32 protein-coding genes and 1 tRNA gene are annotated in these 25,861 nt (G+C 74.7%); 13 read left to right on the top strand and 20 right to left on the bottom strand.

Going from position 1 to position 25,861, the window contains the following annotated elements; genetic code table 11:
- Positions 1-10: 10 nt before the first annotated feature.
- Both I4I82_RS15760 and nth read right to left on the bottom strand, forming a co-directional pair.
- Positions 11-667, bottom strand: coding sequence for a TlpA family protein disulfide reductase (locus tag I4I82_RS15760; protein WP_218590562.1), 657 nt, complete (start codon positions 665-667; stop codon positions 11-13).
- Positions 664-1,440 (bottom strand): endonuclease III, encoded by a 777-nt coding sequence (nth, locus tag I4I82_RS15755; protein WP_218590572.1) that lies wholly within the window; start codon positions 1,438-1,440, stop codon positions 664-666. Before nth ends, I4I82_RS15760 begins: the two co-directional genes overlap by 4 nt.
- A gap of 239 nt (positions 1,441-1,679) precedes the next feature.
- On the opposite strand from nth, the gene I4I82_RS15750 reads away from it, so the two are divergent.
- From I4I82_RS15750 to I4I82_RS15740, 3 genes are all read left to right on the top strand, one after another.
- Positions 1,680-1,931 (top strand): hypothetical protein, encoded by a 252-nt coding sequence (locus I4I82_RS15750; RefSeq protein WP_218590563.1) that lies wholly within the window; start codon positions 1,680-1,682, stop codon positions 1,929-1,931.
- Between the two features lie 169 nt (positions 1,932-2,100).
- Positions 2,101-2,775: a Crp/Fnr family transcriptional regulator gene (locus tag I4I82_RS15745; RefSeq protein ID WP_218590564.1), complete on the top strand. Its 675-nt coding sequence runs from the start codon at positions 2,101-2,103 to the stop codon at positions 2,773-2,775.
- Positions 2,776-2,878: 103 nt separating this feature from the next.
- Entirely contained in the window at positions 2,879-4,108 is a 1,230-nt protein-coding gene (locus I4I82_RS15740) for an MFS transporter (protein WP_218590565.1), read from the top strand.
- Between the two features lie 3 nt (positions 4,109-4,111).
- On the opposite strand, the gene I4I82_RS15735 is transcribed toward I4I82_RS15740, so the two are convergent.
- The gene (locus I4I82_RS15735; protein ID WP_218590566.1) at positions 4,112-4,909 is read right to left on the bottom strand and encodes an MBL fold metallo-hydrolase; all 798 of its coding nucleotides are present in this window, start codon (positions 4,907-4,909) and stop codon (positions 4,112-4,114) included.
- Positions 4,906-5,718 (bottom strand): NUDIX hydrolase, encoded by an 813-nt coding sequence (locus I4I82_RS15730; RefSeq protein ID WP_218595829.1) that lies wholly within the window; start codon positions 5,716-5,718, stop codon positions 4,906-4,908. Before I4I82_RS15730 ends, I4I82_RS15735 begins: the two co-directional genes overlap by 4 nt.
- A 41-nt stretch (positions 5,719-5,759) precedes the next feature.
- Here I4I82_RS15730 and I4I82_RS15725 point away from each other — a divergent pair, with 41 nt between their 5' ends.
- Positions 5,760-6,653, top strand: coding sequence for a Gfo/Idh/MocA family protein (locus I4I82_RS15725; RefSeq protein WP_218595828.1), 894 nt, complete (start codon positions 5,760-5,762; stop codon positions 6,651-6,653).
- Positions 6,654-6,665: 12 nt separating this feature from the next.
- Here the strand turns inward: I4I82_RS15725 and I4I82_RS15720 are convergent, their stop codons facing one another.
- Genes I4I82_RS15720 through sp36 form a run of 4 tightly spaced genes read right to left on the bottom strand, consistent with a single transcriptional unit; the run spans position 6,666 to position 10,315 of the window.
- Complete coding sequence (locus I4I82_RS15720; RefSeq protein ID WP_218595827.1) at positions 6,666-9,044, bottom strand: hypothetical protein; 2,379 nt, start codon at positions 9,042-9,044, stop codon at positions 6,666-6,668.
- Between the two features lie 28 nt (positions 9,045-9,072).
- A complete protein-coding gene (locus tag I4I82_RS15715; RefSeq protein ID WP_218595826.1) occupies positions 9,073-9,690 on the bottom strand; it encodes a hypothetical protein in 618 nt (205 codons plus the stop codon).
- A complete protein-coding gene (locus I4I82_RS15710; RefSeq protein ID WP_172156488.1) occupies positions 9,687-10,145 on the bottom strand; it encodes a RidA family protein in 459 nt (152 codons plus the stop codon). Before I4I82_RS15710 ends, I4I82_RS15715 begins: the two co-directional genes overlap by 4 nt.
- A complete protein-coding gene (sp36, locus tag I4I82_RS15705; RefSeq protein ID WP_218593678.1) occupies positions 10,142-10,315 on the bottom strand; it encodes a Sp36 family protein in 174 nt (57 codons plus the stop codon). Before sp36 ends, I4I82_RS15710 begins: the two co-directional genes overlap by 4 nt.
- Positions 10,316-10,387: 72 nt before the next feature.
- Here sp36 and bagA point away from each other — a divergent pair, with 72 nt between their 5' ends.
- Positions 10,388-11,404, top strand: a complete 1,017-nt coding sequence (gene bagA, locus I4I82_RS15700; protein ID WP_218593679.1) for an ATPase BagA — start codon at positions 10,388-10,390, stop codon at positions 11,402-11,404.
- A complete protein-coding gene (gene bagB, locus I4I82_RS15695; RefSeq protein ID WP_218595825.1) occupies positions 11,401-12,552 on the top strand; it encodes an ATPase BagB in 1,152 nt (383 codons plus the stop codon). Before bagA ends, bagB begins: the two co-directional genes overlap by 4 nt.
- Positions 12,553-12,560: 8 nt before the next feature.
- Here the strand turns inward: bagB and I4I82_RS15690 are convergent, their stop codons facing one another.
- The 3 genes from I4I82_RS15690 to I4I82_RS15680 are packed head-to-tail and all read right to left on the bottom strand — an operon-like array spanning position 12,561 to position 13,360.
- Positions 12,561-12,779: a type II toxin-antitoxin system HicB family antitoxin gene (locus I4I82_RS15690; protein ID WP_172156480.1), complete on the bottom strand. Its 219-nt coding sequence runs from the start codon at positions 12,777-12,779 to the stop codon at positions 12,561-12,563.
- Positions 12,776-12,979, bottom strand: a complete 204-nt coding sequence (locus tag I4I82_RS15685; RefSeq protein ID WP_218595824.1) for a type II toxin-antitoxin system HicA family toxin — start codon at positions 12,977-12,979, stop codon at positions 12,776-12,778. Before I4I82_RS15685 ends, I4I82_RS15690 begins: the two co-directional genes overlap by 4 nt.
- Positions 12,980-12,988: 9 nt before the next feature.
- Positions 12,989-13,360, bottom strand: a complete 372-nt coding sequence (locus tag I4I82_RS15680) for a WhiB family transcriptional regulator (RefSeq protein WP_218593677.1) — start codon at positions 13,358-13,360, stop codon at positions 12,989-12,991.
- Between the two features lie 142 nt (positions 13,361-13,502).
- On the opposite strand from I4I82_RS15680, the gene I4I82_RS15675 reads away from it, so the two are divergent.
- The 6 genes from I4I82_RS15675 to I4I82_RS15650 all read left to right on the top strand — a co-directional run bounded on the left by I4I82_RS15675 (position 13,503) and on the right by I4I82_RS15650 (position 20,248).
- Positions 13,503-15,923 (top strand): penicillin-binding protein, encoded by a 2,421-nt coding sequence (locus I4I82_RS15675; RefSeq protein ID WP_218593676.1) that lies wholly within the window; start codon positions 13,503-13,505, stop codon positions 15,921-15,923.
- Between the two features lie 72 nt (positions 15,924-15,995).
- Positions 15,996-16,502, top strand: coding sequence for a hypothetical protein (locus tag I4I82_RS15670; RefSeq protein ID WP_218595823.1), 507 nt, complete (start codon positions 15,996-15,998; stop codon positions 16,500-16,502).
- A 73-nt stretch (positions 16,503-16,575) separates the two neighbouring features.
- Positions 16,576-18,549: a bifunctional MFS transporter/dTMP kinase gene (locus I4I82_RS15665; protein WP_226370079.1), complete on the top strand. Its 1,974-nt coding sequence runs from the start codon at positions 16,576-16,578 to the stop codon at positions 18,547-18,549.
- Positions 18,546-19,697, top strand: coding sequence for a DNA polymerase III subunit delta' (locus tag I4I82_RS15660; RefSeq protein WP_218592503.1), 1,152 nt, complete (start codon positions 18,546-18,548; stop codon positions 19,695-19,697). Before I4I82_RS15665 ends, I4I82_RS15660 begins: the two co-directional genes overlap by 4 nt.
- Before the next feature lie 30 nt (positions 19,698-19,727).
- Positions 19,728-20,126, top strand: coding sequence for a nuclear transport factor 2 family protein (locus I4I82_RS15655; protein WP_218592504.1), 399 nt, complete (start codon positions 19,728-19,730; stop codon positions 20,124-20,126).
- A gap of 45 nt (positions 20,127-20,171) precedes the next feature.
- Positions 20,172-20,248: transfer RNA gene (locus I4I82_RS15650), tRNA-Thr, on the top strand.
- Between the two features lie 72 nt (positions 20,249-20,320).
- On the opposite strand, the gene I4I82_RS15645 is transcribed toward I4I82_RS15650, so the two are convergent.
- The 9 genes from I4I82_RS15645 to I4I82_RS15605 form a co-directional block, all read right to left on the bottom strand.
- Complete coding sequence (locus I4I82_RS15645; RefSeq protein ID WP_218592505.1) at positions 20,321-20,596, bottom strand: hypothetical protein; 276 nt, start codon at positions 20,594-20,596, stop codon at positions 20,321-20,323.
- On the bottom strand, positions 20,589-21,842 hold the full coding sequence (locus I4I82_RS15640; protein ID WP_218592506.1) for a tyrosine-type recombinase/integrase: 1,254 nt from the start codon (positions 21,840-21,842) through the stop codon (positions 20,589-20,591). Before I4I82_RS15640 ends, I4I82_RS15645 begins: the two co-directional genes overlap by 8 nt.
- Positions 21,839-22,015: a helix-turn-helix domain-containing protein gene (locus tag I4I82_RS15635; protein WP_226370078.1), complete on the bottom strand. Its 177-nt coding sequence runs from the start codon at positions 22,013-22,015 to the stop codon at positions 21,839-21,841. The genes I4I82_RS15640 and I4I82_RS15635 overlap by 4 nt, the downstream gene beginning before the upstream one ends.
- Before the next feature lie 8 nt (positions 22,016-22,023).
- Entirely contained in the window at positions 22,024-22,188 is a 165-nt protein-coding gene (locus I4I82_RS15630; protein ID WP_218592507.1) for a hypothetical protein, read from the bottom strand.
- On the bottom strand, positions 22,185-23,483 hold the full coding sequence (locus I4I82_RS15625; protein WP_218592508.1) for an FtsK/SpoIIIE domain-containing protein: 1,299 nt from the start codon (positions 23,481-23,483) through the stop codon (positions 22,185-22,187). Before I4I82_RS15625 ends, I4I82_RS15630 begins: the two co-directional genes overlap by 4 nt.
- Positions 23,480-23,638, bottom strand: coding sequence for a hypothetical protein (locus I4I82_RS15620; RefSeq protein WP_218592509.1), 159 nt, complete (start codon positions 23,636-23,638; stop codon positions 23,480-23,482). The genes I4I82_RS15625 and I4I82_RS15620 overlap by 4 nt, the downstream gene beginning before the upstream one ends.
- Positions 23,631-24,053 (bottom strand): hypothetical protein, encoded by a 423-nt coding sequence (locus I4I82_RS15615; RefSeq protein ID WP_218592510.1) that lies wholly within the window; start codon positions 24,051-24,053, stop codon positions 23,631-23,633. Before I4I82_RS15615 ends, I4I82_RS15620 begins: the two co-directional genes overlap by 8 nt.
- Positions 24,053-24,445 carry a hypothetical protein gene (locus I4I82_RS15610; RefSeq protein ID WP_218592511.1) on the bottom strand — a complete coding sequence of 131 codons (393 nt, stop codon included), beginning with the start codon at positions 24,443-24,445 and terminating at the stop codon, positions 24,053-24,055. The genes I4I82_RS15615 and I4I82_RS15610 overlap by 1 nt, the downstream gene beginning before the upstream one ends.
- Positions 24,446-24,573: 128 nt before the next feature.
- Complete coding sequence (locus I4I82_RS15605) at positions 24,574-25,350, bottom strand: GntR family transcriptional regulator (RefSeq protein ID WP_218592512.1); 777 nt, start codon at positions 25,348-25,350, stop codon at positions 24,574-24,576.
- Between the two features lie 76 nt (positions 25,351-25,426).
- Between I4I82_RS15605 and I4I82_RS15600 the strand changes: the two genes are divergently transcribed.
- Positions 25,427-25,861 (top strand): NUDIX hydrolase, encoded by a 435-nt coding sequence (locus I4I82_RS15600; protein ID WP_218592513.1) that lies wholly within the window; start codon positions 25,427-25,429, stop codon positions 25,859-25,861.

Here is a 25,861-nt window from a genome sequence, read left to right as displayed (position 1 = left end):
GCCAGGCCCCTCACGACAGCGCCGCCACGGCCGCCGCGACGGCGTCGGCGTCGGCGAACGGCACCGGCGGGTCGACCCGCTCGACCGACCCGTCGGCGCGGGCCAGGAACGAGTAGGGCAGGCCGGGGGGCACGTCCAGCGCCGTGCGCAGCGCGGAGCCGGTGTCGAGCGCGGACGGCAACCCGACGCCGAGGTCGGTGAGCAGGCGCAGGGCGGCGCGCGGGTCGTCGTCGACGTCGACGAGCAGCACCGGCACCGACCCGGGCCGCCCGGCGTACTCGGCGAGCGCCGGCAGCTCCTCGCGGCACGGACCGCACCAGGACGCCCACAGGTTGAGCAGCACGGGGCCGCCCGCGGCGACCGACCCGAGGTCGACCGGGCCCTCGGCACCCAGGCACGCGACGGTGACGCCGGCCAGCGGGCCGCCGTCGGGCGCGGAGGCGGGCACCGGGCAGGGCGGCAGGGCGGCGGCGGCGCGCAGCGGGGCCAGCTCGGCGTCGGGCACGGCGACGGCCTGCGGGGCGACCGGCCCGCCGGCCGCCGTGGGCGCCTCGGGCTCCTCGGCCGAGCGCGGCCACAGCGCGAACACCGCCAGCGCGACGAGCAGCACGACCACCGCGGTGGAGACGACGTCCGCCCGTGCCGGACCGGTGCGCGGACGGGTCACGGCACGTCCTGCTCGATCGCCGACGGCGTGGCCGCGGCGGCGTCGAGGCCCGCGGGGGAGTCGGCCGGTGCGGAGGCGGGCTCGCCGTCGTCGGCCAGGCCGACGCGCGCGAGCAGGAACGGCCGCGACGGGCCCTTGACCAGCTTCGCGGCCTGCACCGGGTCGGTGGGGCCCTCGCCGTAGGCGGGGCAGTCGGCGGCCAGCGAGCAGGCGCCGCAGGCGGGCTTGCGGGCGTGGCAGACGCGGCGGCCGTGGAAGATCACGCGGTGCGAGGTCATCGTCCAGTCGCGCTTCGGGACGAGCGCGCCGACCGCGTGCTCGACCTTCACCGGGTCCTCCAGGTCGGTCCAGCCCCAGCGACGCACCAGGCGCCCGAAGTGCGTGTCGACCGTGATGCCCGGGACGCCGAACGCGTTGCCCAGGATGACGTTGGCCGTCTTGCGGCCGATGCCGGGCAGCGCGACCAGCTCGTCGAGCGTGTTCGGCAGCTCCCCGCCGTGCTTCTCCACGACCGCGGCGCCGAGCCCGATGAGCGAGCCGGCCTTGTTCCGGAAGAAGCCGGTGCTGTGGATCATCTCCTCCAGCTCCGCGCGGTCGGCCTGCGCGTAGGCCAGGGCCGTGGGGTAGCGCGCGAACAGGGCCGGGGTGACGAGGTTGACGCCCTTGTCGGTGCTCTGCGCCGACAGGATCGTGGCGACGGCCAGCTCCAGCGGCGTCCGGAAGTCGAGCTCGCAGTGCGCGTCGACGTGGGTGTCGGTGAGCTCGCGCAGCATCCGGCCGACGCGGCGCGCACGGCCCAGCGGCGGCTCGCCCTCCGCCACGCGCTTCGCGAGCGCGGCCGCCTTGCGGGCCGTGGGGGAGGAAGCGGTCACCCGACGAGCCTACGGCGGGCCCCCGACACCGCGACTCCGGTCACCACGACCGAACACCCGGACACGATCGGGTATCGGATCACGCCACACCGACCCCGGCCCCGTGTAACAACGGGCGGTGCGGGAACATCACTCCTGATATGACTGCCTGGCTCTCCGTCCTCGTTCCGCTGCTCGTGATGTTCTTCGCGCTCGGTATGGAGCGCGTGGAGTCCAAGCTGCGTGAGTCCACCGTGCGTCCGGAAGAGCTCGAGGAACTGCTCGAGCGCCCCCGTCCGGACGAGGTCCGCGCACTGTTCCGGCAGGGCACCGTGCGCGCACTGGAGCTGTTCCGGCTGCGCAACCGCGCCCCTCGCGGCCGCAAGCCGCAGAAGCGCGAGAAGGCCGCCTGACCGTCCCCCGGACACCCCCGGGCGGGCCTCGGGACGGCGTCACGGACCCCAGGTCGCCCGGACGTGCACGGAAAACGACCATCGCGACGTCACACAGGGTGGGCGCACCCCCTAGACTGGCGCGCCGGTGATCCGCCGCGGGGCAGCGGCCGGAACGAGGAGCGGTGAAGTGGACGAGATTCTGATCCGCGCAGGCATCTTCCAGGGGGTCGAGCCGCACGCGGCCGACGCTCTGGCGCAGGCGCTGGAGCCCGCGGAGTTCCCGCGAGGGCACGTGATCTTCGCTGAGGGCGAGCCGGGCGACCGCCTGTACATCGTCGGCAGCGGCAAGGTGAAGATCGGCCGCAAGTCGCCCGACGGCCGGGAGAACCTCCTGATGGTGGCGGGCCCGTCCGACATGTTCGGCGAGCTGTCGATCTTCGACCCGGGGCCGCGCACGTCGTCGGCCACCGCGGTCACCGAGGTACGGACCTACACGATGGACCGCACCGCGCTGCGCGAGTGGATCGGCAAGCGGCCCGAGATCGCCGAGCAGCTGCTCCGCGTGCTCGCGCGCAGGCTGCGCCGCACCAACAACATGCTCGCCGACCTCATCTTCACCGACGTCCCCGGACGCGTGGCGAAGTCGCTGCTGCAGCTGGCCCGCCAGTTCGGGTCGCAGGAGTCGGGCCTGCTCCGCGTCACGCACGACCTGACGCAGGAGGAGATCGCGCAGCTCGTGGGCGCGAGCCGCGAGACCGTGAACAAGGCCCTCGCCGACTTCGCGCACCGTGGCTGGCTGCGCCTGGAGGGCAAGAGCGTGCTCATCCTGGAGCCCGAGCGCCTGGCCCGCCGGGCCCGCTAGACCGCTCCGACCGACGGCACTCCCGGATCCCCGGGGGTGCCGTTCGTCGCGTCCGCAGCACTAAAGTGGTACGGGCGTGCCAGTTCGTGCGATCCTGGTCGGCGTGTCCCCCTCGACCGCCCTCGCCGACTACCGCGCCGCCCTGACCTCCCCCGGCGCCCTCGTCCCCGCGCTGGCCTCCGCGCTGGCGCGGCTGCCGATCGCCATGACCACGCTCGCGGTGCTGCTCTACGTGCAGCGCACGACGGGGTCCTACGCCGTCGCCGCGGTGGTGTCGGCGGGCACGCTGGCCGGGGAGTCGTTGGGCGCGGTTGCGCAGGGCCGGTGGATGGACCGGACAGGGCCGATGCGCCCGCTGCTGCTGACGGCCGGGCTCTACGCCGTCGCCGCGACCGGGCTGATCCTCGCGATCGAGGCCGACGCGGCCGTCCCGCTGCTCGTCGGCGCGGCCGCGCTCTCCGGGCTGGTGCGGCCGGCGATGCCGGGGGCGTCGCGCGCGCTGTGGGCGCGGCTCGTGCCGGCCGGCCCGCGCCGCGACGCGGCTTACAGCTACGAGGCCATCAGCCTCGAGACGTTCTTCATCCTCGGCCCGGCGCTGGCCGCGTTCCTGGTGACGGCACCGTGGCCGGGCACCGCGCTCGTCGTCGCCGTCGCCGGGATGGTCACGGGCACCACGGTCTTCGCGCTCAGCCGCCCGGTGCGCACGCAGGCGGCGTCGGAGGCCGGGCCGTCGATCGGCGTGCTCGGCGCGCTGGCCGGGCGCGGCATGCGGACGGTCGCGCTGGCGTCGCTGGGCTTCGGCCTCGTGATCGGCGCGGTCGAGGTGGGCGTCAACGCGGTGGCCACCGAGCAGGGCTCGCCGACGCTGGGCGGCGTGCTGCTCTCGGCGTGGTCGGTGGCCTCGGTGCTGGCCGGCATCGCGTACTCGCTGCGCCCGTGGCCGCGCCCGCTGCACCTGCGGATGCCGTTCCTGCTGGCCGCCTTCGCCGTCTGCGTGGCGGCGATGGCGCTGGTCGGGCCGCTGGCGTCGCTGCCGGTGCTGGTCGTCGCGATGCTGGCCGCCGGGGCGCTGATCACGCCGCAGGTCACGGCCCACTCGCTCGGCGTCGAGGCGACGGCGTCGGCGGGCACGGCCACGGAGGCCTTCGGTTGGATCGTCACCGCCGCCGTGCTCGGCATCTCCGCGGGCCAGGTTGGCGCCGGGGTGGCGGTCGACGTGGCCGGGGCCGCGAGCTCGTTCCTGGTCGGCGGGGTCGCCGGGGCGGTCGTCGCCGCGGTGCTGTGGGTGCGGCGGGGCACGCTGGCCCCCGCCCCGCAGCTCGTGGAGGCCTGAGCCCTAACCCCGCAGGTAGGCGAGCTGGGCCTCCACCGACCACTCGGCGGCGGGCCACAGCGAGTCGTCGACGTCGGCGTAGACCAGCTCCACCACCTGCCGCGCCGAGGCGCCCGTGCCGAGCCGGCCCAGCGCGCCGCGCACCTGCTCCAGGCGCTGCTCGCGGTGCGCCAGGTAGGCGGCGGCGACGGCGGGCGCGTCGGGCAGCTCCGGGCCGTGCCCGGGCAGCACGGCGGTGCCGGGGGCGAGGTCGGCGATCCGGCGCAGCGAGTCGAGGTACGGGCCGAGCTTCCCGTCTGGGTGGTCGATGACGGCGGTGCCGCGACCCAGGATGGTGTCACCGGTGAGCACGGCCTGCGCCGCGCCCGGGCCGTCGAGCAGGAACGACACCGAGTCCGACGTGTGCCCCGGCGTCCGGGCGACCCGCAGCTCGACCCCCGCCGCGGCCACCACGTCGCCCTCGCCCAGCGCCTCGGCTCCCAGCACGAGCGACGCGTCGAGCGCCCGCACCGGCGCGCCCGTCATCTCCGCGAGGCGGGCGGCGCCGCCGGCGTGGTCGTGGTGGCGGTGGGTGATGAGCACCAGGGCCACGGGACCGTGCGCGGCCACGCGCTGCAGGTGCGCGCTGTCGTCCTCGCCCGGGTCGACGACCACGCACTCCTCGGCTCCCGGGGCGCGCAGCACCCACGTGTTGGTGCCCTCCAGCGTCATCGGCGACGGGTTGTCCTCGAGGAGCACGGACGCGAGCGGCGTGACGGTGCGCAACTGTGCGTAGGCGGGGTGGGCGAGCGACCCCGTCATCGGAGGTCCCCCGGACGCAGGTGCCCGGCCGCGACCTCGAAGCCCTCGTCGCCGGGCAGCACGACGACGACCTCGTCGCCCTCGCGCTTCACCCGCGGGATCACCGGCTGCACCGTGCGCGCCGCGGCCGCCGCCATCACCGACCCGGTGTCGGGGAACTCGGCGATCTCCTGAAGCGTGCGGAACGTCGGCGCCATCAGCTCCATCTCGCCCGCGCGCCAGCGGTCGAGCGCCTCGGCGGGGTACCACCAGGCCGCCTCGACGGCCTCGGTCGTGTGCGCGTCGGCCTCCTGCCCGTGCGGCACGGCGGCGACGAAGAACGCGGTGTCGTAGCGCCGCGGCGACTCCTCCGGGGTGATCCAGCGCGACCACGCGTCGAGCAGGTCGGCGCGCAGCACCAGCCCGCTCTCGACGAGGACCTGCGGCAGCGTCCGGCGCCGCGCGACGAGGTCGGCGCGGGCCTCCGCGAGCACCATCGGGTCGGGCGTGGTGCCGTCTGCGCGGGCCGCCAGCAGCACGCCGCACTCCTCGAACGTCTCCCGCACCGCGGCGTGCACGAGCCGCCCGGCGGCCACCGGGTCGGCGGAGAACCGCTCGCCCCACCACTCCGGCAGCGGCCCGTCCCACAGCTCGGGATCGGGCACGTCGGACTTGTCGACGCCCCCACCCGGGAACACGGTCATGCCACCGGCGAAGGCCATCCCGGCCACCCGCCGCTGCAGGAACACCTGCAACGGCCGCTCGCCGGGGGAGTCGCGCAGGAGCAGCACGGTGGCGGCGGGGCGGGGCACGACGGGTTCGGGGGTCACGACTGCACCCTAGAACGCGGGCGCGGGCATGATGTCGTCCCGTGCGGACTCTTCGGGTGGGGCTGGTCGGTGGCGGGCCGTGGGCGAGGCGGGTGCACGGGCCCGCGCTCGTCGCGCACGCCGGCACGGAGCTGACGGCGCTGTGGACGCGGCGCCCCGAGGTCGCGACGGAGCTGGCCGGGGAGCTGGGCGGGCGGGCCGTCGGGGCGTTCGACGAGCTCCTCGGCGCCGTCGACGCCGTCGCGTTCGCGGTGCCGCCGCAGGTGCAGGGCGAGCTGGCCGTCCGGGCCGCTTCGGCCGGGAAGCACATCATCTGCGAGAAGCCGCTCGCCGCCGACCTCGACGCGGCCCGTGCAGTGGCCGCAGCCGCGTCCGGCGTCACGTCGGCGCTGGTCCTGACCCTGCGCTACGACCCCGGCATCGCCGACTGGCTGGCGGGCGTCCCGAGCGGGGCCGGGACCGACACCGTCGGCTCGGTGCGCTGGCTGTCCGGGTCGCTGCTCGGCGGGCCGTACGCGGCGTCGGGGTGGCGGGCCGACCACGGCGCGCTGCTCGACCTCGGCCCGCACGTCGTCGACCTCCTCGACGCCGCGCTCGGGCCCGTCGAGGGCGTCGACTGGGCCCACCACGACGAGCCCGACCTCTGGCGCTTCTCCCTGCGCCACGACGGCGGGCCGCACAGCACGGTGACGATCTCGCTGCGGCTGCCCGTCGACCCGTCGGAGATCGAGCTCGCGGTGTTCGGCGGCGTCGGGCGCCACCGCTTCTCCGGGGGCGCCTCCGACGCCCCCACCTGCTACGCGCGGCTGCTCGACGGGTTCGTCGACGCCGTGCACGGCGGGCCGCCGGTCACCCTCGACGCCGCCCGCGGGCTGCGCCTGCAGGAGGTCGTCGACGAGGTGCAGCGGGCCGCCGGAGCGGCTCGGCCCGCCTGACCCCGCCCGCCGTCAGCTCGCCCGGTCGGGCGGCGGCGGGTGCGGGCCGCGGCCGTGGGGCGCCGGGTGCGCGGGCCCGCCGGCCTCGCCGCCGATGCCCGCCCGCCGCGAGACGCGCGGGCGCGGGGACTCCGGGACACCGAGCTCGGCCTGCAGCCGCGCGAGCAGCTCGCGGTCGGCCTCGGACAGGCGCTCCACGGCGTCGTCCCCGGACTCCGGGGACGGGGTGGCCGCGCGCGAGGGCAGGGGCGCGGGCCGGGGCGCGGGCTGCGGCCGGGGCGACGCCGGCGGGACCGGTCCGGACGGCTCCGCCCGGGGGAACGCCGGGGGCGCGGACCGCGGGGCGAACCCGCCCGCGGGCTCCGCGCCGCGGGACTCCTCGGGGCCCGACCCGTTGCGCCGGGCCCCGTCCTCGACGGGGACGGGCTGGTCGGGCACGGACTGGTCGGGCACGGACTGGTCGGGCACGGACTGGTCGGGGTCGAGCGGGTCGGTGGCCGAGCGCGACATCGCCCAGTCGCCGGAGATCCAGTCGGCGAGCCAGTCGTCGGAGACGGCGGCCTGCTCCTCCCCACTGCTGCGCTCTCCGACGTCGGGCTCTCCGACGTCGGGCTCTCCGACGTCGGGCTGCCCGACGTCGGGCTCCCCGGCGTGGTCGCCCGTGGTGCGCAGCGGCAGGGTGCCCAGGCCGAGCGGGTCGGCGGCGTCGATGCGCGCCTCGAACGACGACGCGTGGTCGTCCGCGCCGAACGGGTCGTCGGCCGGGGCCGGGGCGTCGGGCGCGGCGGACGACGGGTCGCGCGGGAAGTCGGCGACCGGCGCGAGCGGGCGGTGCCGCGTGAGCGGCGCCGGGTGCGTGGTCGGGCGGGGCAGCGGGGTCACGGCGGAGGGCCGCGGGCGGGGCCCGTCGGTCCGCGAGCGCAGCGGCGTGACCGCGGCCGGGCGCACGCCCACCCGGCGCGGGCCGGGGTCGGTGCGCTGGTCGGCGGGCGAGCCGAAGTCCCAGGAGGGCTCCTCGCCGCGGGCGGGGGCGTCCCGGCCGTCGTCGGGGTCCTCGGGGCGGAGGTCGTCGCCGGGGGCGAGGTCGTCGCCGTGGTCGGCCCGGTCGGCGTCGTCGGCCCGGTCGCCGTGGTCGGAGCGGTCGCCGTCGTCGGTCCCGTCGCCGCCATCGGTCCGGTCGTCGTCGGCAGGCTCGCCGTCCTCGGCGCGGGCGCCGGAGCCGGCGGGGTCCGCGGAACCGGCGGGCTCGGTCACCTCGTCCGCTGCGGGGCGCTCGGCGACGGGCGCCGCGTGCGCGGGCTCGTCACGGGGCTCCGCGGGGGCCTCGGGCGCCTGCTCCTCGTAGCCCTGCGCGGGCTCGGCGTGGGCCGGGAGGTCGCGGTCCGGGACGTCACGGTCCGCGGAGGCGGCCGGGGCCTCGTACGCCGACGGGTCGTACTGCGGGATCTCGTAGGCCGGGATCTCGTACGCGGGGATCTCGTACGCGGGGATCTCGTAGGCCGGGATCGCGTAGGTCGGGCTGTGGGCATCGGAACCGTGGACATCCGAGCCGTACAGATCCGAGCCGTGCAGATCCGAGCCGTGCAGATCCGAGCCGTGCAGATCGGAGCGGTCGTGCCCCGTCTCGTCAGCGCTCGGGGCCTGCGGCTCCAGGTCGTCCTCGGACGTTCTGCCCGCCGGCGCCTCGGGTGGCATCACCAGGCTGCCGAGCGACGGCCAGGCCGAGCCCGGACCCACCTCGGGCGTGCCGGTGGCGGGCGTGACCGGCTCGGGGTCCTCGACGACCGCGTCGGGAGCGCCGTGCACCGGCAGCGCCGAGCGCAGCGCCGCCTGCTGGTACTCCGGGCGCGGAGCCCCGGCCACGACGACCTCCACGGCCGCCGGCGCGCCGACCCGCGCGCACGCGATGGCGAGCTGGTAGCCGAGCACGTCGACCGGGCGCTGGTCGTCGGCGGCCACCTCGACGAGGACGACGGGCTGGGGCAGCGGGCCGGGGGCGGAGCCGGCGGGCGTCGAGCGGAAGGTCACCCAGGTCCGGCAGCCCGCGACGAGCCGCTCGGGCAGCGCGCCCACGGCGGCGGCGAGATGCTCGACCCCGCGGCCGGCGTCGAAGCGGTGGGGGGCGCCGGCCGCGGTGGCCGCGGGCGGCAGGACCGCGTCGGCGTCGAGGTCGGTGCGGGCCGAACGGGCGGCGGCGGCGACGGCGGCGCGCTCGCGCGGCGGCAGCGCCGTGCCGTCGGCCACGAGCGTGCCCGTGATCAGCTCCAGCGCGCGGCCGTCCTCGCCGACGGCGACCAGCTCGCGGCACCAGGCCAGCAGGTCGTCGTCGATGCGGCCGGCGAGCGCCAGCAGGATCCCGTGGGGCGAGTCGCCCGTCGTCCGGTCGTCCATCCGGACCTCCCGTTCCATGCGTTGCGTGTCAGCGACCCGCTGCGACGGCCTCCACCGGGGAGCGCACGGCGGTCCACAGCGGTGCCGATCCGATGATGGCCGCCTGGTGGTAGGCCGGGGGCTCCCCGTGCGCCGGGAGCACCTCGACGCACGGTGTGCGGTCGCCGTGGGCGCGCAGGACACGCTGCAGCGTGCCGGTCAGGGCCCACGGCCGTTCACCGCCGTGGACGACGACCACGCGCTGCTCCGCGGGCCCGGAGCGCCACGCCTGGCGCAGCTCCACGCAGCCCGGGTGACCGCGGACGACGCCGAGCACGCTCAGCGCGGCGGCGTCGAGCGCACCCGGGCCGTCGTCGCCGGGGCCCGGGCGGAACACGGCCGCGGAGTGCACGGGGCCGTCGAGCGGCAGGACCGCCTCCAGCAGCCGCCGTGACGCCCCCCACGCGCCGGCGCTCGCGACGAGCAGCGCGCGCTCGGCGTCGGTGAGGCCCAGGCGGTGGCGCAGCAGCTCGCGGGTGAGCATCGCCGCCAGCGGCTCGTGCGCGCCCGCGGCGAGCCAGTCGCGCAGGCGCCACAGCACCTCGTCGGGCAGCCGCCCGGCCAGCGCGACCAGCAGCTCGTGGCCCGACTCCTCGGGCGAGGTCACGGCCGGACCTCGACGACGAGCTCCACCTCGACCGGCGCGTCCAGGGGCAGCACCGCCACCCCGACGGCCGACCGCGCGTGCGCCCCGGCCTCGCCGAAGACCTCGCCGAGCAGCTCGGACGCCCCGTTGATCACCGACGGCTGGCCGGTGAAGTCGGGCGCGGAGGCGACGAACCCGACCACCTTCACCACGCCGACGACCGCGTCCAGACCGACCAGCGCGTCGACGGCGGCCAGCGCGTTGAGCGCGCAGGTGCGGGCCAGGTCGCGGGCGGTGTCGACGTCGACCTCGGCGCCGACCTTGCCGGTGGCGGGCAGCTTCCCGTCGACGAACGGGACCTGGCCCGCGGTGAAGACGAGGTCGCCGGTGCGCCGGGCCGGGATGTAGGCCCCGGCGGGGGCGGCGACGGTCGGCAGCGCGATGCCGAGCTCGCGCAGCTTCTCCGTCGGCGTCACGGCTGGACCGGGCGCTTGAACCAGGCCACCAGCTGCTCGCCGCTGGCACCGGCGGTGACCGTCACCAGCTCCCAGCCGTCGCGGCCGAAGTTGTTGAGGATCGCCTGCGTGCTGTGGATCAGGACGGGCGCGGTGAGGTATTCCCACCTGGTGTTCGCGGGGGCGCTCATGGCCAGGACTGTAGCCAGCGCCTCACCCCGATCGGGCGGCCGGGCGGCGCGCCGGCTCGTAACCTGGCGGACATGACGACACCGGGGTGGCCAGAGGAGCTCGCGCAGGCGCGGCTGCACGTGGTCACCGGCAAGGGCGGCACCGGCAAGACGACGGTGGCCGCCGCGCTCGCACTCGCGCTTGCCGCGGGCGGGAAGCGGACGCTGCTGGTCGAGGTCGAGGGCCGCCAGGGCATCGCGCAGCTCTTCGACACCGCGCCGCTGCCCTACGAGGAGCGCCGCATCGCGGTGGCGCCCGGCGGCGGCGAGGTCCGCGCGCTGGCGATCGACCCCGAGGCCGCGCTGCTGGAGTACTTCGAGCTGTTCTACCGGCTCGGGATGGCCGGGCGGACGCTGCGCAGGATGGGCGCGATCGAGTTCGCCACCACCCTGGCGCCCGGCCTGCGCGACGTGCTGCTCACCGGCAAGGTCAAGGAGTGCGTCACGCGCACGAACAAGGACGGCACCCCGGTCTACGACGCCGTCGTGCTCGACGCCCCGCCCACCGGCCGCGTCGTCAGCTTCCTCGACGTCACGAAGGCGATGGCCGACCTCGCGAAGGTCGGGCCGATCCACTCCCAGGCCGCGGGCGTCGTGCGGCTGCTGCACTCCCCGCTCACCGCCGTGCACCTGGTGACGCTGCTGGAGGACCTGCCCGTCACCGAGACGCTCGAGGCCGTCGACCAGCTCTACGAGGCCGACCTGCGCCCGGGCGCGGTGATCGTCAACCAGGTCCGCCCGCAGTGGCTGCCCGACCGCTCGGTCACCGCCGCCGCCAACGGCCGCGTCGACGCCGAGCGCATCCGCGCCGGGCTGGCCTCGGCCGGGCTCGACCTGCCGCCGGACGTCATCGACGGGCTGGTGGCCGAGACCGTCGACCACGCCGTGCGCATCCACGCCGAGTCGCTCGCCCTCGCCCGCCTGGACGAGGGCAGCGGGCAGCCGCGGCTGGAGCTGCCCACGCTCGTCGACGGCGTCGACCTCGGCTCGCTGTACGAACTCACGGAGGAACTCGTGGCGCAGGGCGTCGGAGCGGGGGTGTCGGTGTGAGGACCGCACCCGACCTGGACGTCGACGCGCTGATCGACGACCCGGGCACCCGCGTGATCGTGTGTTGCGGCTCAGGCGGGGTCGGCAAGACGACGACCTCGGCCGCGCTGGCGATCCGCGCCGCCGAGCGCGGCCGGCGCACGGTCGTGCTGACGATCGACCCGGCGAAGCGGCTCGCGCAGGCCCTGGGCCTGCAGGCACTGACCAACGAGCCCGGATCGGTCGCGGATGCCGAGGGCGACCTGCACGCGATGATGCTCGACATGCGCCGCACCTTCGACGAGATGGTGGAGACGCACGCCGACCCCGAGCGGGCGCAGACGATCATCGCCAACCCCTTCTACCAGACCATCTCCTCGTCGTTCTCCGGCACGCAGGAGTACATGGCGATGGAGAAGCTGGGGCAACTGGCGGCCACCGGCGAGTGGGACCTGATCGTCGTCGACACCCCGCCGTCGCGCTCGGCCCTGGACTTCCTCGACGCCCCGCAGCGCATGTCCACCTTCCTCGACGGCCGCATGATCCGGCTGCTCTCGGCCCCCGCACGCGCCGGCGGCCGGGGACTGATGAAGATCGTCGGGGCCGGGTTCTCGCTGTTCGCCAAGGCCGTCTCGACGATCCTGGGCGGGCAGCTCCTGGCCGACGCCTCGGCGTTCGTGCAGGCCTTCGACACGATGTTCGGCGGGTTCCGCGAGCGCGCCGAGGCCACCTACGCGCTGCTGCGCGCACCCGGCACGGCGTTCGTCGTGGTGGCGGCGCCCGAGCCCGACGCGCTGCGCGAGGCCGCGTACTTCGTCGAGCGCCTCACCGCCGAGGGCATGCCGCTGGCGGGGCTCGTGCTCAACCGCACCCACCCCGTACGCGCCGAGCTGCCGGCCTCGCGGGCCCGGGACGCGGCCGACCAGCTCCGCGGCGCCCCCCTGGCCACCGCGGTGCTGCGGCTGCACGCCGACCGCGTCGACCTGGCCGAGCGCGAGGAGCGGCTGCTGGCGCGGTTCGCCAACGCGCACCCGGCCGTGGCGGTGGCGCGCGTGCCGGTGGTGGCCTCGGAGATCTCCGACCTCGACGGCCTGCGCGAGGTGGGCACCCGCCTCGCCGCCGCGGCCACGCCCCCACCCGCCCCCACCCCCCTGCGCACGGCGCAGTAGGGCGTCCGTCAGGCGGCGTCGATCGTCAGCACACCGACGGTGGAGGGTTCGGGGACCGGGTCGCCGTGGCGCCGGAGGCTCTCCAGGTGCAGCGGGATCGCCTCGCGCATCAGCGCGACGCACTCGTCGTAGGAGTCGGCGGCGGCCACGCAGCCCGGCAGGTCGGGGCTCCACGCCCCGTACCCGCCGTCGGAGCCGCGCTCCACGATCACCGCGAAACCCGTCACGACCGCCTCCGCTCGATGCCCGCCTGCCTCAGGATGCTCTTCTCGGTACCCGGCGGCAACGTCGCGCTCAGCTTCCCCGCGACCGTGGTCGTGCCGGGTTTCCGCGGATGCCGGAACTGCCGGTGGCTCCCACTGACCCGGTCGAGGTACCAGCCGTCGGCCAGCAGGATCGCGATGACCTCGCCGACCTTCCGCGGCACCCGACGTCCTCACGCCGACTCGTGCAGCCGCTGCGCCGTGCGCTCGGCGACCGCGAGCTCGGCGGCGCGGGCGAGGCCGGTCGCGCTGTGCTCGTGCTCGTCGCCCGCGTAGTAGGCCGTGCGGGCGCCCGTCAGCAGGTCGTGCCAGGACGTGACGTCGGGCCGGCTGCGCAGCAGGGCGCGCCGCTCGCGCTCGGTCATGCCGCCCCAGACGCCGAACTCGACGCCCTCGTCGAGCGCGTGCGCCAGGCACTCCGTGCGCACGGGGCAGGCGCGGCAGAACTCCCGCGCCTCCCGCTGCTGCGCGCCGGTGACGAACAGCTCGTCGGCGTCGTCCGTGCGGCACCGCGCCGCGTTCCGCCAGTTCCACCGCTCCGCCATGGCCCCTCCCGAGGTCCCACGAGGTCGACTCGACCCGCTCTAGACGGATCCTGCGGCGTCGCGGTTCCGTCGAACACCGAGCAGAACTACTCAGGCGGCACCTGACCGGGTCCCGACACGGCGACGCGTAGGCTCGCCCTCTGTGAGCTTCCCGCGCCATCTCCTCCGGCCGGTCGGCCTCCTGCTGGGCCTCTGCGTCCTGGCGGGGGTCGTCACCGCCGGCATCGCGTTCCCCGCCGCGATCGGGCTCGGGCTGGTGTCCAACGACGCGAGCGACAGCGTCGGCAGCGTGTCCACCGACGTCCTCGACCAGCCGCTGCCGCAGACCACCATCGTCACCGACAGCGCCGGCACCACGATCGCGCAGCTGTTCGTGCCCGACCAGAACCGGCGCTCGGTCACCTCCGACGAGATCAGCCCGGCCATGAAGGCCGCGATCGTCGCCGTCGAGGACCGCCGCTTCTACCAGCACCAGGGCGTCGACTGGCAGGGCACCGTGCGCGCCGTCGTCACCAACTCGGTGTCGGGCAGCATCGAGCAGGGCGCCTCCACGCTCACGCAGCAGTACGTCAAGAACTACCTGCTCTACGTCGACGCGCAGACCGAGACCGAGCGCCTCAAGGCCACCGAGCAGACGCCCGCGCGCAAGCTCAAGGAAGCCCAGATCGCCCTGCAGCTCGAGCAGTCGCTGAGCAAGGACGAGATCCTCACCCGCTACCTCAACATCGTCCCGTTCGGCAACGGCGCCGCCGGCATCGCCTCCGCCGCACGCACCTACTTCGGGGTCACCCCGGCCGACCTGACGGTGCCGCAGGCCGCGCTGCTCGCCGGCATGGTGCGCAGCACCACGGCCACCGACCCGGTGACGAACCCGCAGGCCGCGCAGGACCGGCGCAACCTGGTGATCCAGCAGATGCTGGAGCAGCAGATGATCGACCAGCCCCAGGCCGACGCGGCGCTGGCCGAGCCGCTGGGCATCGCGTCGCCGCTGAACACGCAGGCCAACGGCTGCATCGGCGCGGGCTCGGCCGGCTTCTTCTGCCAGTACGTGCAGGAGTACCTCACCGAGGCCGGGTTCTCCACCGAGCAGCTCCGCCGCGGCGGCTACACGATCCGCACCACCCTCGACCCCACCGTCCTCGACCGCATGCAGGCCTCCCTCACCGCGGAGGTGCCGCCGGACCAGCCGAACGTCGCCAACGTCATGGCCACGGTGAAGCCCGGCACCGACCGCCACGAGGTGCTCGCGATGGGGTCGAGCCGCGTCTACGGCCTCGACGGCGAGGCGCTGGAGACCAGCTACGGCCTGCCCTACATCCCGGTGCCGCTCGGCGCGGGCTCGGTCTACAAGACCTTCACCGCGGCCACGGCCCTGGAGAAGGGTCTGGGCATCAACTACCAGCTGTCGGTGCCGCCCAGCGGGTACGCGTCCCCGATCTACGTCGACGGCGGTGGCCGCCCGCTGCCCGTGCAGAACTCCGGCAACTACGCCGAGCGCATGTCGCTGTCCGATGCGCTGGCGCAGTCGCCCAACACCGCGTTCGTGAAGTTGATGGAGTTCACCGGCGTGCCCGACGTCGTCGACATGGCGGTGCGGCTGGGCATGCGGTCACTCGCCACGGAGCGCTTCGTCGACCCGAACACCGGCCAGCCCACCGACCGGTCGATCGCCGAGGTCACCAAGGCGCAGCGGCAGGCGTCGTTCACCCTCGGGGTGAGCCCGACGAGCGTGCTGGAGCTGTCGAACGTCGGCGCCACGCTGGCCAGCAGCGGGATGTGGTGCCCGCCCACGCCGATCGCGTCGATCACCGACTCCGTGGGCAACCCCGTGCCGGTCACCGAGGCGCCGTGCGAGCAGGTCGTCGACCCGGGCCTGGCCGACGCGATGATGACCGCGATGAGCCGTGACGACCTCGCGGGCGGCACCGCCGCGGGCGCGGCGCGCCAGGTCGGCTGGGACCGCCCGATGGGCGGCAAGACCGGTACGACCCAGGACCACAAGTCGGCGGCGTTCCTCGGCTACCTGCCGACCATCTCCGGCGCGGTCATCACCTACGACAACGACAACCGCCCCGACCAGCTCTGCGACGGCGCGGGCGCCCCGTTCGCCTGCCGCAGCGGCAACATCTTCGGCGGCAAGACCCCGGCCGAGACCTGGTTCGGCACGATGGCGCCGCTTCTGGAGGGACAGCCGGTCACGCCGCTGCCGGCCGTGCAGGACCGCTACCTCGAGGGCGGCGCGGAGTCGCGCGTGCCCGACGTCGTCGGCCGCGGCCAGAACGACGCGCGCGCCACGCTGGAGTCGGCGGGCTGGGCGGTCAGCACCCGCGAGCAGGACAACGCGGCCTCGCGCGGGACCGTGATCGGCCAGAGCCCGCGCGGCACGGCGCTACCCGGAGAGACGATCGTGCTGACGGTCAGCAGCGGCGAGGTGCCGCCGCCGCCCGCGGCGCCCAGCGAGGCCCCGGCCGAGGGCGAGCAGCCGCCTCCCGCAGAAGGTGGCGACGGCGGTGGCGACGACGGCGACGGCGACGGCGACCCGCCCCCCGCCGACGGGGGATGACCTTCGCCCGAGAGGGTGGTCGGGCGCGGCACGTCCGGTGAGCCGCCCGGCCGCGGCCTAGCATCCCCGTCCATGACGCACGGTGACGCGGACGACGCCGCACGGGTACCGCGACCGCGCACCTCGGGGATCGCCGACGCGGTGCCGATCACCTCGCGCTCGATCTCGCGTCCCGGGTCGGGGGGCACCGCGGTGCTCGACGGCCTCGCACCGCCGTGGCTGCGCATGCCCGACGCCGGGCCGGAGCGCCGGGCCGCGCGGACGCCCGCCCCGCGCCCCTCCGGCACGGCACCCGTCCCCGCCACGTCGCACCCGCAGGTCCGGCCGGTCACGCTGCTCGCGAGCAGGCGGGCGGCGGCCACGGTGACGGGTCCGGTCCCGGTCACGGCGCCGGTCACGGCCCCGGCGTCCCCGCCCGCCCCGCTCGGCGCCCGCCCGCGGATCGTCGAGGAGCCGAGCATCCTCGGGCTGTCGCGGCGCACCCGCAGCCGCATCGGGTCGCGGTTGTTCACCCTGTTCTTCGTCGCCGTGTTCTCGCTGATCGCGGTGCAGATGGTGGTCGAGATCCTGTCCGGTTGACCGTCGGCGTCCCCGGTTACCCTGGCGTCGAGCCCGAGCGCCGAGGAGGTGAGCCGCCGTCGTCACGCCGTCCGTGCCCGCCGCGCCCACCTCCCACCGGGTGCGCAGCGTCCTGGCCATCCCCGCGTTCCGCCGGCTGTGGCTCGTCACGGCCGGGTCGGCCACGGGTGAGTGGCTGAGCCTGCTCGCGCTGTCGGCGCTGGCCACCCAGCTCGCGTCGGGCTACCAGGCGCAGAGCTTCGCGCTCGGCGGGGTCGTCGCCACGAAGCTGCTGCCCGCGCTGCTGCTCGGGCCCGTCGCCGGGGCGCTGGCCGACAAGTTCGACCGCCGCCGCGTCATGGTCGTCTGCGACGTCCTGCGGTTCGTCCTGTTCGTCTCCATCCCGCTCGTCGGGTCGCTGGTGTGGCTGTTCGTCGCGGTGTTCCTGATCGAGCTGTGCGCGATGTTCTGGATCCCGGCCAAGGACGCCGCGGTGCCCAACCTGCTGCGCCGCCCCGAGCAGGTGGAGACGGCCAACCAGCTCGCGCTCGTCGTCACCTACGGGGTGGCGGTGCTGGCCGCGGCGGGGCTGTTCACCGCGCTGTCCAGCGCCGGGGCCACGTTCGGCGGCGAGGCGGGCGAGACGGCCACGCTGTACGTCGCGCTGGCCGTCACCGGGGTGGCCTACCTCGTCATGGCGATCACGGTCGGGTTCTTCATCCCGGAGATCTCCGGGCGGGCCACCGAGCGCCGCGACCAGGCGCCGGGGGTGCTCGCGCTGCTGCGCGACGGCTTCCGGTTCGTGGCCGGGACGCCGCTCATCCGCGGGCTGGTGGCCGGCATCGTCGGGGCCTTCGCCGCGGGCGGCACCGTCGTCGGCTCGGCCACGCTCTACGCCTCGAGCCTGGGCGGCGGCAACGCGGCGTACGGGATCCTGTTCGCCGCGGTGTTCGTCGGGCTCGCGCTGGGGATGGCCGTGGCGCCGGGGATGGCGCGGCGGATCCCGCACAACCGCCTGTTCGGCGCGGCGATCGTCGCGGCCGGGGCGGCGCTGGTGCTGGTGGCGCTGGCCCCGCACCTGTTCGTCGCGATCACGGCGGTGGCGCTGGTCGGCGGGTTCGCCGGCATCGCGTTCCTCACCGGGCTGACGATCATCGGCACGGAGGTCGCCGACGACGTCCGCGGCCGCATCGTCGCGTTCGTGCAGTCGATCGTGCGGCTCACGCTGCTGGGGTCGATGGCGCTCGTGCCGCTCGTCGTGGGGCTGGTCAGCGCGCAGCGGGTCGAGTTGCTCGGTCGGGTCTTCGTCGTCGACGGCACCCGGATCGTGATGCTCGCGGGTGGGCTCGTGGCCGCGGTCGTCGGCACGATCGCCTACCGGCAGATGCACGACCGGCGCACCGAGCCGATGCTCCCCGACCTGCTGGCCGCTCTGCGCCGCGGCGTGCCGCGCACCGGGTCGGGCGTCCTCGTCGCGGTCGAGGGCGGGCCCGCCGAGGAGACGGCCGAGCAGGCGGCGCTGCTGGCCGCGCGGCTGCGGTCGGCCGGGCACGCGGTCGTGGAGCTCGACGAGTCGGGGCGCGACCGCGAGCGCTGGGAGGCCGCCGTCCGCGAGGCCGCCCTCGGCGGGGCGCGGGCGCAGGTGCTGGCCGCCGCCGCGGTGCGGGCCGACCTGGTCGAGCGCGTCATCCGGCCGGCGCTGGCGCAGGGCGCGGTCGTCGTCGTCGACCGGTTCCTGGCCGGGCTGGTGCAGTACGGCGTGGCCGCGGCCGAGGTGGAGCCGCGCGAGCTCGACAGCCTCGTCCTGTGGGCCACCGGGCGCCTGCGGCCCGACGTGTCGGTGCTGCTCGACCGCGACGGCGCCGAGACCACCGCCCCGAGCCTGCCCGGCGAGGAGCACATGCGGGTCCAGCGGTTGCTCACGCGGATGGCGGCGGCCGAACCGCACCACTACGTCGTGGTCGACGCCGCGGGGCCGGTGGCGGAGGTCGCCGAGCGCGTCTGGGCCGGGCTCGCGCCGATGCTGCCCGCGCCGGGCGCCGCGGCCGCCCCGGTGGTGGCGCCGTGACGGTGTGGGACGAGGTGGTCGGCCAGCCGGCAGCCGTCGAGGAGCTGGGGAAGGCGGCGCGCGAGCCGTCGGCGATGACGCACGCGTGGCTGTTCACCGGGCCGCCCGGATCGGGCCGCTCGGTGGCCGCGCGGGCGTTCGCGGCGGCGCTGCAGTGCCCCGACCACGGCTGCGGGCACTGCGCGGTGTGCCACACGGTGCTCAGCGGGACGCACGCCGACGTGCGGGAGGTCGTGCCGGAGGGGCTGAGCATCGGGGTCAAGCAAACGCGAGAAACGATTGCGAACTCTGCTCGCCGCCCCACAACCGGGCGCTACCAGATCCTCCTGATCCAGGACGCTGACCGGCTGACGGAGCAGTCGTCCAACGCCCTACTCCGATTCATCGAGGAGCCGCCTGAGCACACGATCTTCCTCATGTGCTCACCCTCCGATCATCCTGACGATGTATCCACCACCGTGCGATCGCGGTGTCGCCACATCAAACTCAGAGTCCCAGAACCATCAGCAATCGCCGCGGTGCTGGTTGAGCGCGATGGCGTCGATCCCGAGAAGGCTCAGTGGGCAGCCTCGGTGTCGTCCGGCCACATCGGCCGGGCCCGGCACCTCGCCCGCGACGCCGACTCCCGCGCCCAGCGCGAGGCCGTCCTCGCCATCCCGCTGCGCACCCGCTCCCTCGGCGACGCGTTCGCCTTCGCCGCCGACCTCGTCCGCGGCGCCAAGGCCGAGGCCGGCGCCCTGAGCGAGGCCCGCGACGGCGCCGAGCGCGAGGAGATGAACATCGCGATGGGCGGTGGCGGCGTGGGCAAGGGCGTCGCCGGGGCCGCCCGCTCGGCGAAGGCCGCGGAGCGCGACCTGGAGCGCCGCCAGAAGCTGCGCAACACCCGCAACCAGCGCGACGCCATCGACCGCGCGCTCGTCGACCTCACCTCGTTCTTCCGTGACGTCCTCGTCGCCTCCAGCGGCGCCGACGTCGCCCTGGCCAACCCCGACCGCGCCGCCGACGTCCGCCGCGCCGCCTCCGAGTGGACGCCCGAGTCCACCCTGCGCCGACTGGAGGCCGTGCTCGCCTGCCGTGAGGCGCTCGATCTGAACGTCAAGCCCGAGATCGCCGCCGAGGCGATGATGACCGCGATCCACACGGGTTGATCTCCAACCGGCGGGGGTAGCCCCGGGGACATGGAGGACAACCACATCACCGATGACCGCGCGCGCCGCTTCGCCGCCGGACTGCGCAAGTTCGAGCAGGACTCCGACGTCGCCCCGTTCGCCGCGCTCTTCGCCGACGACGCCGTGGTCGAGCGGCTCGACGCCCGCGGGGAGCGCCAGGGCGAGGTGGAGCGGTTCTGGACCGAGTACCGCGAGCAGTTCGGTGAGATCCGCACGACGTTCTTCAACGTCGTCGAGGGGCAGGACCAGTTCGCCCTGGAGTGGACGAGCAAGGGCACCTTGCGCGACGACCGCGCCATCGACTACCGCGGCGTCACCGTCATCGACCTCGACGGCGACACGATCACCCGCCTCCGCACCTACTACGACTCCGCCGCGTTCGTGCTGGTCCCGGCCGAGACGACCTGACTCCCGGGGTGCCGGAGCCCGTCGCTACACTGGCCCCTGCACATCGCCGCCTTAGCTCAGTCGGTTAGAGCGACGCACTCGTAATGCGTAGGTCTGGGGTTCGACTCCCCAAGGCGGCTCCACCCCCCACCAGGGATCTTCCCCACCACCACGATCGTTCTCGGTCGAGCTGGTTGCAGTTGTGGTTGCAGTTCCTACGCAGGCGGTGCCTGCCGGGCCCGTCGCAGCAGCGCTGCGAAGACCGCGATCGTGTGGGTCTCCCAGGAGCCGACCCAGCTCAGGACGTCCCGCTCGTAGGCGCTGACGGGCAGGCCGTCGAGCGGTTCGAGCATCGCCGCGACCTTCATCGCGATCACCCGGTGCCGGGCCGCGTTGAGCGATTCGTGGGGCTGGCGGAACAGCCGGCCGTCCTTCGCGTCGTAGGGCGGGGTGAGCGCCCAGGACGCACGCAGGATCGGTGCCTCAGCCATCGTCGGCACCCCACAGCGCCCGGCCCATCCGCGCGGCCGCGTCGCGGGCGATCTCGCTCGCCACGTGCGTGTAGCCCTCGGTGGTCCGCACGTCGGAGTGGCCCAGGATCTCCTGGACCGCCCGGATGTGGACGCCCTGCGCCACGAGCAGCGTCCCGGCGGTGTGCCGGACGTCGTGCACGCGGACGTTGCGCACACCCGCCGCGCTCGTCAGCTCCTGCCAGTCGGTCCAGTCCCGGCGCGGGTCGATCGGTGACCCGTCGGGCTGGGCGAACACGAGGTCGAGGTCCTGCCAGGCGCTTCCGGCCTGCTCGCGCTCGACGGACTGTGCGGTGCGCTGGAGCCGCATCGCGTCGACGAGGTCGGCGGGCATGGTGATCTGGCGCCGGCTCTTGCCCTTGGGCCGGCGGAACACGAGCCCGCCGCCGTAGCGCAGCGGGCAGGCGGTGGCGTGCCGCGCGCAGCCCTTCGGGCACGTCGGCCGGTGCAACCGCTGTCCACAGGCTTGTGGATCGGCGCAGCCGTGCTTCCAACTGTTGCGCTGGAGCTGCCACCAGACCTTGAGGTCACCGCTCTCCAGGTCGACGTACTCCCAGCGGAGCCCGAGGGCCTCGCCCTGCCGCAGCCCGCAGGCCAGCGCCACCGACCAGCGCGCGGCGTTGCGCCGGCCCGCCGCCTCGGCGAGCACGGCCCGCGCCTCGGCCCGCGTGAGCTGCCGCTGCTCGGTCTGCTCGATCGACGGCGGGTCGACGAGCGTGGCGACGTTCCGCGCGATCGTGCCCCGCCGCACGGCGATCTTGAGGGAGCGGGAGACGATTCGGTGCACCTTGAGCACGTGCGTCGGTGCCTTGCCGGCCCGCAGCATCGCGGCGTACAGGGCGTCGAGGTGCTCGGGCTGCAGGCGGTCGAGCCGGTGCCGCCCGAGGTGCGGGACGATCCAGTTCCTGGCCTTCGACCGGTAGTCGTCGAGCGTCTTCGGCGCGAGCCGCTGCGTCGCGATCGTGTCGAGGTAGGTCGTCATCCACTGCCCGACCGTCGGCACCCGACCGGCCTTGCGCACCTGGCCCGCGTCGCGGTCCTTCTCCAGCGACCGGACCTTCGTCGTCACCTTCGCCTCGGAGGTGGCGGTGACGTGGCGACGGTCGAGCTTGCCGTCCGCCTTGACGCCCATCGTCACCCAGCCGTGCCAGCGGCCGTCCGCGCCGGCGTAGACCGAGGACCGGCCGTTGGGTCGCCGGCCCGTCACGCGGCACCGTCCACGAGCCGGGCGACGTAGTCGCGCACCGCCTGCTCCGGGATGCGGCGGCTGGCGCCGATCTTCACCGACAGCAGGTCCCCGGAGTTGATCAGGTCGAAGACGCGGCACCGGCCGATGTCGAGCATCCGGGCGACCTCCTCGACGCGGAGGAGGATCTTCACCGGCTGGCTCACGTCAGCCCCCCGACCAGCGCCGTGCCGCTGATGCCCACGGCGACGCCGAGGAACACCCCGACCAGCACGAGCGGGCCGAGCGTCCGGGCCCGGCCCATGATGTAGATCAGGCCGAGGCAGACGACCAACAGCGTGACGGCGACGACTGTTGCAGTACTCATCGCGAGACCTCCTGGCGGTGGTGGGTGTCGAGTGCGGTGCGGTCGCCGTCGGTGAGCACGTCCCAGCTCACGCGCTTGTCGGCGTGCGCGGCGGCGAGCGCTCGGATCTCGGCGGTGGTGAGGTACGAGCACCGCGCGTAGTGCCAGTCCTGGCCGGTCGGCACGATCGCCATCCCGGGCCGAGCGAGGCCGAGGGCGCGGCGCTGGACCTCGGAGTCGAGGCCGCCGAGCACCATCTCCGCGGTCTGGGCGTCGTTGACCTGGAGGCAGATGCGCCCGGACACCTGCGCCCGGATGCCGGTGACGTGCTTGCCCAGGTCGGAGCCGAAGCGCTGGCCGCACAGGATCACGTGGATCCCCATCGCGCGGACGAGCTGCACGACGCGCAGCAGCTCCCGGAGGATCCTCTCGGCCGACTTCTCCGCGTCGTGGTCGTGCGTCAGCTCGGCCACCTCGTCGACGAGGACGTACAGCCGGCGCAGCCGCACGCCCGCCGCGTCGGCCTCGACGACGTTGCGGACGCCGAGCGCGCGGAGGATGGCGGCGCGCTGTTCGGCCAGCGCGAGAACCCGCCCGATGGAGCCGAGCACCTCGGCCTGCGTCGTGCAGACCTCGGTGTAGCGCGCCCGCCACGCCTCGGCCTCCAGCCCGAACTTGAGGTCCCAGAACACGAGCGCCGCGTCCGTCGGCGCGATGGCCGCCTGCAGCCCGGACAGCAGCATCGACTTGCCCGAGCCGGTCGCGCCGCAGACGAGCACGTGCGGGTGGTCGGTGAAGTCGACGACCATCGGGTCGCCGGTCTCGACGGCCCCGCACACGAACCGCCCCGGCTCCAGCTCCCGGGGGCGCTCGGTGACGCGGGTGAGCGGGTCGCGGCGCAGGACGCGGAGCTCGAGGAAGCCGGGCTGTCCGTCGAGCTCCGCCACCTTGACCGTCTGGACGCGGGCGGCGTGTCGCAGCGGTGTGCACGCCTCGGCGTACTGCGCGAGGTGCTGGCCGGGCCGCAGGTGGACCCGCGCCGACCAGCCGTGCGGGGTGACGCGGTAGCGGTCGACGCGGGGCACCGCGAACACGTCGATGCGCAGCCGGCCGCCGTGCTCGTCGGTGTGAGTGCGCTGGACCGCCAGCCCGGTGTTCCCGCAGAACGCCTTCCACCGCAGGCCGAGCCGGAGCAGCGCGACCACGGTCCACAGGTACCGCCAGGCCGCGACGGTGCTGCGCACGATCGCGGCGCCGGCCCTGATCGCTAGGGCACGCGTCGAGTGCGCGGGCTGGTCGAGTGTCACGGGAGTCATGGCGTCGCCACCTCCACCAGCTCGCCGAGCCACACCCAGCCGCCGCAGGTGGGGCATCCGTCCGCCGCGATCACATCGAACTCCTCCGCACCGACCGAAGCGGGCTCCCAGGTGTCGAGGCAGAGGGAGCAGACGAGGACGGCAAGCTCACGCATCGGTGCTCACCGCCGACCCGTGCTGCGCGAGCGAACGGAGCGCGCCCAGGGACAGGGCGTGCTCCGCACCGTCGAGCGGGAGCGCGAGGACGCGGCGCGCGTCGACGAGCTGCTCGCCGCGGAGGTGCGTCCAGACCTCGACCCGTACGCCGTCGATGACGCCCACCACGGCCAGGCGGATGTAGTCCTCCCACTCCAACCCGGTCGCGATCCGCTCGGGCAGGACATCGGCCCAGGCGAGCAGGCCGGCCACCTGGCCGCCGTCCTGCACGGCGGCGAGCTGCAGAGACACCTGCGAGTTGTTCGAGTGGATGTGCGCCGAGGCGACAGCGGGCAGGTCGACCAGCGGAAGCGCCAGCATCGCCACGCCGACCTTCGCCATCACGCCGGCCGTCTCCACCGTTCGCTCGCTCATCAGGCCACCGCCTCGGCGGCCGGTCGCGGCTTGCTCCCCGCGCTCACCGGTCGCAGCCCGCCGGCCCGATACCAGACCTGGACACCGACGACCTGCCCCTCACGGTTCTTCTTCTCCATCACGCCGATCTCGAAGTCGGCCACCTCCACCGGAGTGCCCGGGGCGAGGTTCTCCCCCGGGTTCTTGTCGCTGACCAACCCGACGTTGATCAGCTCGCGCTGCGGGCGGCCGAAGGCGACGAACTCCGCCGCGATCTGCGCCGTCCACTTGGGCGTGCCGTCCTTGCTGACCTCCTGGCGGTACGGGTCGCCGAACGCCGTCTTGGCGTCGACACCGAGCAGGAGGAGGGAGACGAACGTACGAGCTTGGTCGACCTTGAAGTTCTGAAGCACGGGGCTGCTCTCCTGGATCCGACGACACCCGAGGAACTCCTCTAGGCAGGTTGGACGGTACCACGAGATAGCTAGACACCTAGAGGACTTACGACGAGTACAGACGCGCGCAGCCTGTGCGGGCCGGTTCAGCGAGCGGGGACGTCGTACTCCAGGACGTAGGCCAGGGCGGCCTTGACGGTGTCGCACACCTCGACGGCGCGGCCGTCGGTGTCGTACGCGGTCCGGAGCACGGTGAGCACCGGCGTGCCCGGCCCGAGCCGCAGGCGACGACGCTCGTCGGCCGTCGGCATCCGCGCGGTGATCTCCTCGGTGAACCGGTCGAGCAGGTGGCCGGCCTCCTCCAGTCGGGCGTAGATGCCGCCCGGTCCGCTGTCCGCCTCGACGATCCGCGTGCCCTCGGCTAGGTCCGCCGGGATGTAGGACACCGCCATCTCGACCGGCACCCCCTCAGCCAGGTACCGCCGCGACCGCACCACCACCTCGTCGGTGGCGTCGACCTTGAGCCGCTCTCGGATCGCGTCCGGCGCCGGCTTCCGGCTGACCTCGATCTCGTCGACCGTCGGCGTCACGCCCGCCTTCTCCGCGTCGGCGAGGAACGCACCGTGGCCGGCGTCGCGGTGGCGCCGGGCGAACCGGTCGGAGGCGAGCCGGCGCACCGGAGCGGGAAGCCGGACGAACACACCGCGCCCCTGCTCCGCGACGACGCGCCCCTCGGAGCGGAGTTCCTGGATCGCCTGCCGGGCTGTCATCCGGGCCACCTCGTAGTGGCCCATCAGCACTGCCTCGGAGGGGAGCTTGTCACCGGCGGCCAGGTCCCCGCGGTCGATCGCCGCACGCAACTGGTCGGCGATCTGCCGGTAGGGCGGCCGATCGTCGCTGCGGTCGAGCGACCCGAGTTCCACAACTCCTCCAGACGTGTAGGTAGCTGTAGCGTGACCAGGTCTTGCAACAGATGCAAATCACCATGCTGGAGGTCCGGTGACTGACACCCCGAAGCACTCGGTGAGCGTCGCCGGAATCGTCATCCGCGACGACGGCCGGATCCTCGCGATCCAGCGCCGCGACAACCAGCACTGGGAGCCCCCGGGCGGCGTGCTGGAACTGGACGAGACGTTCGAGGCCGGAGTCCGCCGAGAGGTTCGCGAGGAGACTGGCGTCGAGGTCGAGGTCGAGCGCCTCACCGGGGTCTACAAGAACCTGGCCCGCGGAGTCGTCGCCATCGTCTTCCGCTGTCACCCACTAAGTGGCGCTGCAACCAGCACCGACGAGGCGGGTCAGATTGACTGGCTAAGTGTTGACGAGATTACCCAACACATGACCCCCGCATATTCAGTTCGAGTTACCGACGCTCTCGTTGGTGGACCGTTTGCGCGGGCACACGACGGAATCGATCTACTGCAAGACCACAGGTAG

The organism is Pseudonocardia oceani (genome assembly GCF_019263585.2).
In the GTDB taxonomy this organism is placed as follows: Bacteria; Actinomycetota; Actinomycetes; order Mycobacteriales; family Pseudonocardiaceae; genus Pseudonocardia; species Pseudonocardia oceani.
Note: the sequence above shows the minus strand (reverse complement) of the source record. Positions and strands in the feature narration are given on the sequence as shown.

Excerpts from the sequence above, each read along its gene's own strand:
- nth (WP_218590572.1), bottom strand. The coding sequence starts at position 1,440 with ATGCTGCGCGAGCTCACCGACACCCACGTCGACGCGCACTGCGAGCTC.
- I4I82_RS15750 (WP_218590563.1), top strand. The coding sequence starts at position 1,680 with ATGACTGCCTGGCTCTCCGTCCTCGTTCCGCTGCTCGTGATGTTCTTC.
- I4I82_RS15735 (WP_218590566.1), bottom strand. The coding sequence starts at position 4,909 with ATGACGGGGTCGCTCGCCCACCCCGCCTACGCACAGTTGCGCACCGTC.
- I4I82_RS15720 (WP_218595827.1), bottom strand. The coding sequence starts at position 9,044 with ATGGACGACCGGACGACGGGCGACTCGCCCCACGGGATCCTGCTGGCG.
- sp36 (WP_218593678.1), bottom strand. The coding sequence starts at position 10,315 with ATGAGCGCCCCCGCGAACACCAGGTGGGAATACCTCACCGCGCCCGTC.
- bagA (WP_218593679.1), top strand. The coding sequence starts at position 10,388 with ATGACGACACCGGGGTGGCCAGAGGAGCTCGCGCAGGCGCGGCTGCAC.
- I4I82_RS15680 (WP_218593677.1), bottom strand. The coding sequence starts at position 13,360 with ATGGCGGAGCGGTGGAACTGGCGGAACGCGGCGCGGTGCCGCACGGAC.
- I4I82_RS15670 (WP_218595823.1), top strand. The coding sequence starts at position 15,996 with ATGACGCACGGTGACGCGGACGACGCCGCACGGGTACCGCGACCGCGC.
- I4I82_RS15655 (WP_218592504.1), top strand. The coding sequence starts at position 19,728 with ATGGAGGACAACCACATCACCGATGACCGCGCGCGCCGCTTCGCCGCC.
- I4I82_RS15645 (WP_218592505.1), bottom strand. The coding sequence starts at position 20,596 with ATGGCTGAGGCACCGATCCTGCGTGCGTCCTGGGCGCTCACCCCGCCC.
- I4I82_RS15630 (WP_218592507.1), bottom strand. The coding sequence starts at position 22,188 with ATGAGTACTGCAACAGTCGTCGCCGTCACGCTGTTGGTCGTCTGCCTC.
- I4I82_RS15625 (WP_218592508.1), bottom strand. The coding sequence starts at position 23,483 with ATGACTCCCGTGACACTCGACCAGCCCGCGCACTCGACGCGTGCCCTA.
- I4I82_RS15620 (WP_218592509.1), bottom strand. The coding sequence starts at position 23,638 with ATGCGTGAGCTTGCCGTCCTCGTCTGCTCCCTCTGCCTCGACACCTGG.
- I4I82_RS15615 (WP_218592510.1), bottom strand. The coding sequence starts at position 24,053 with ATGAGCGAGCGAACGGTGGAGACGGCCGGCGTGATGGCGAAGGTCGGC.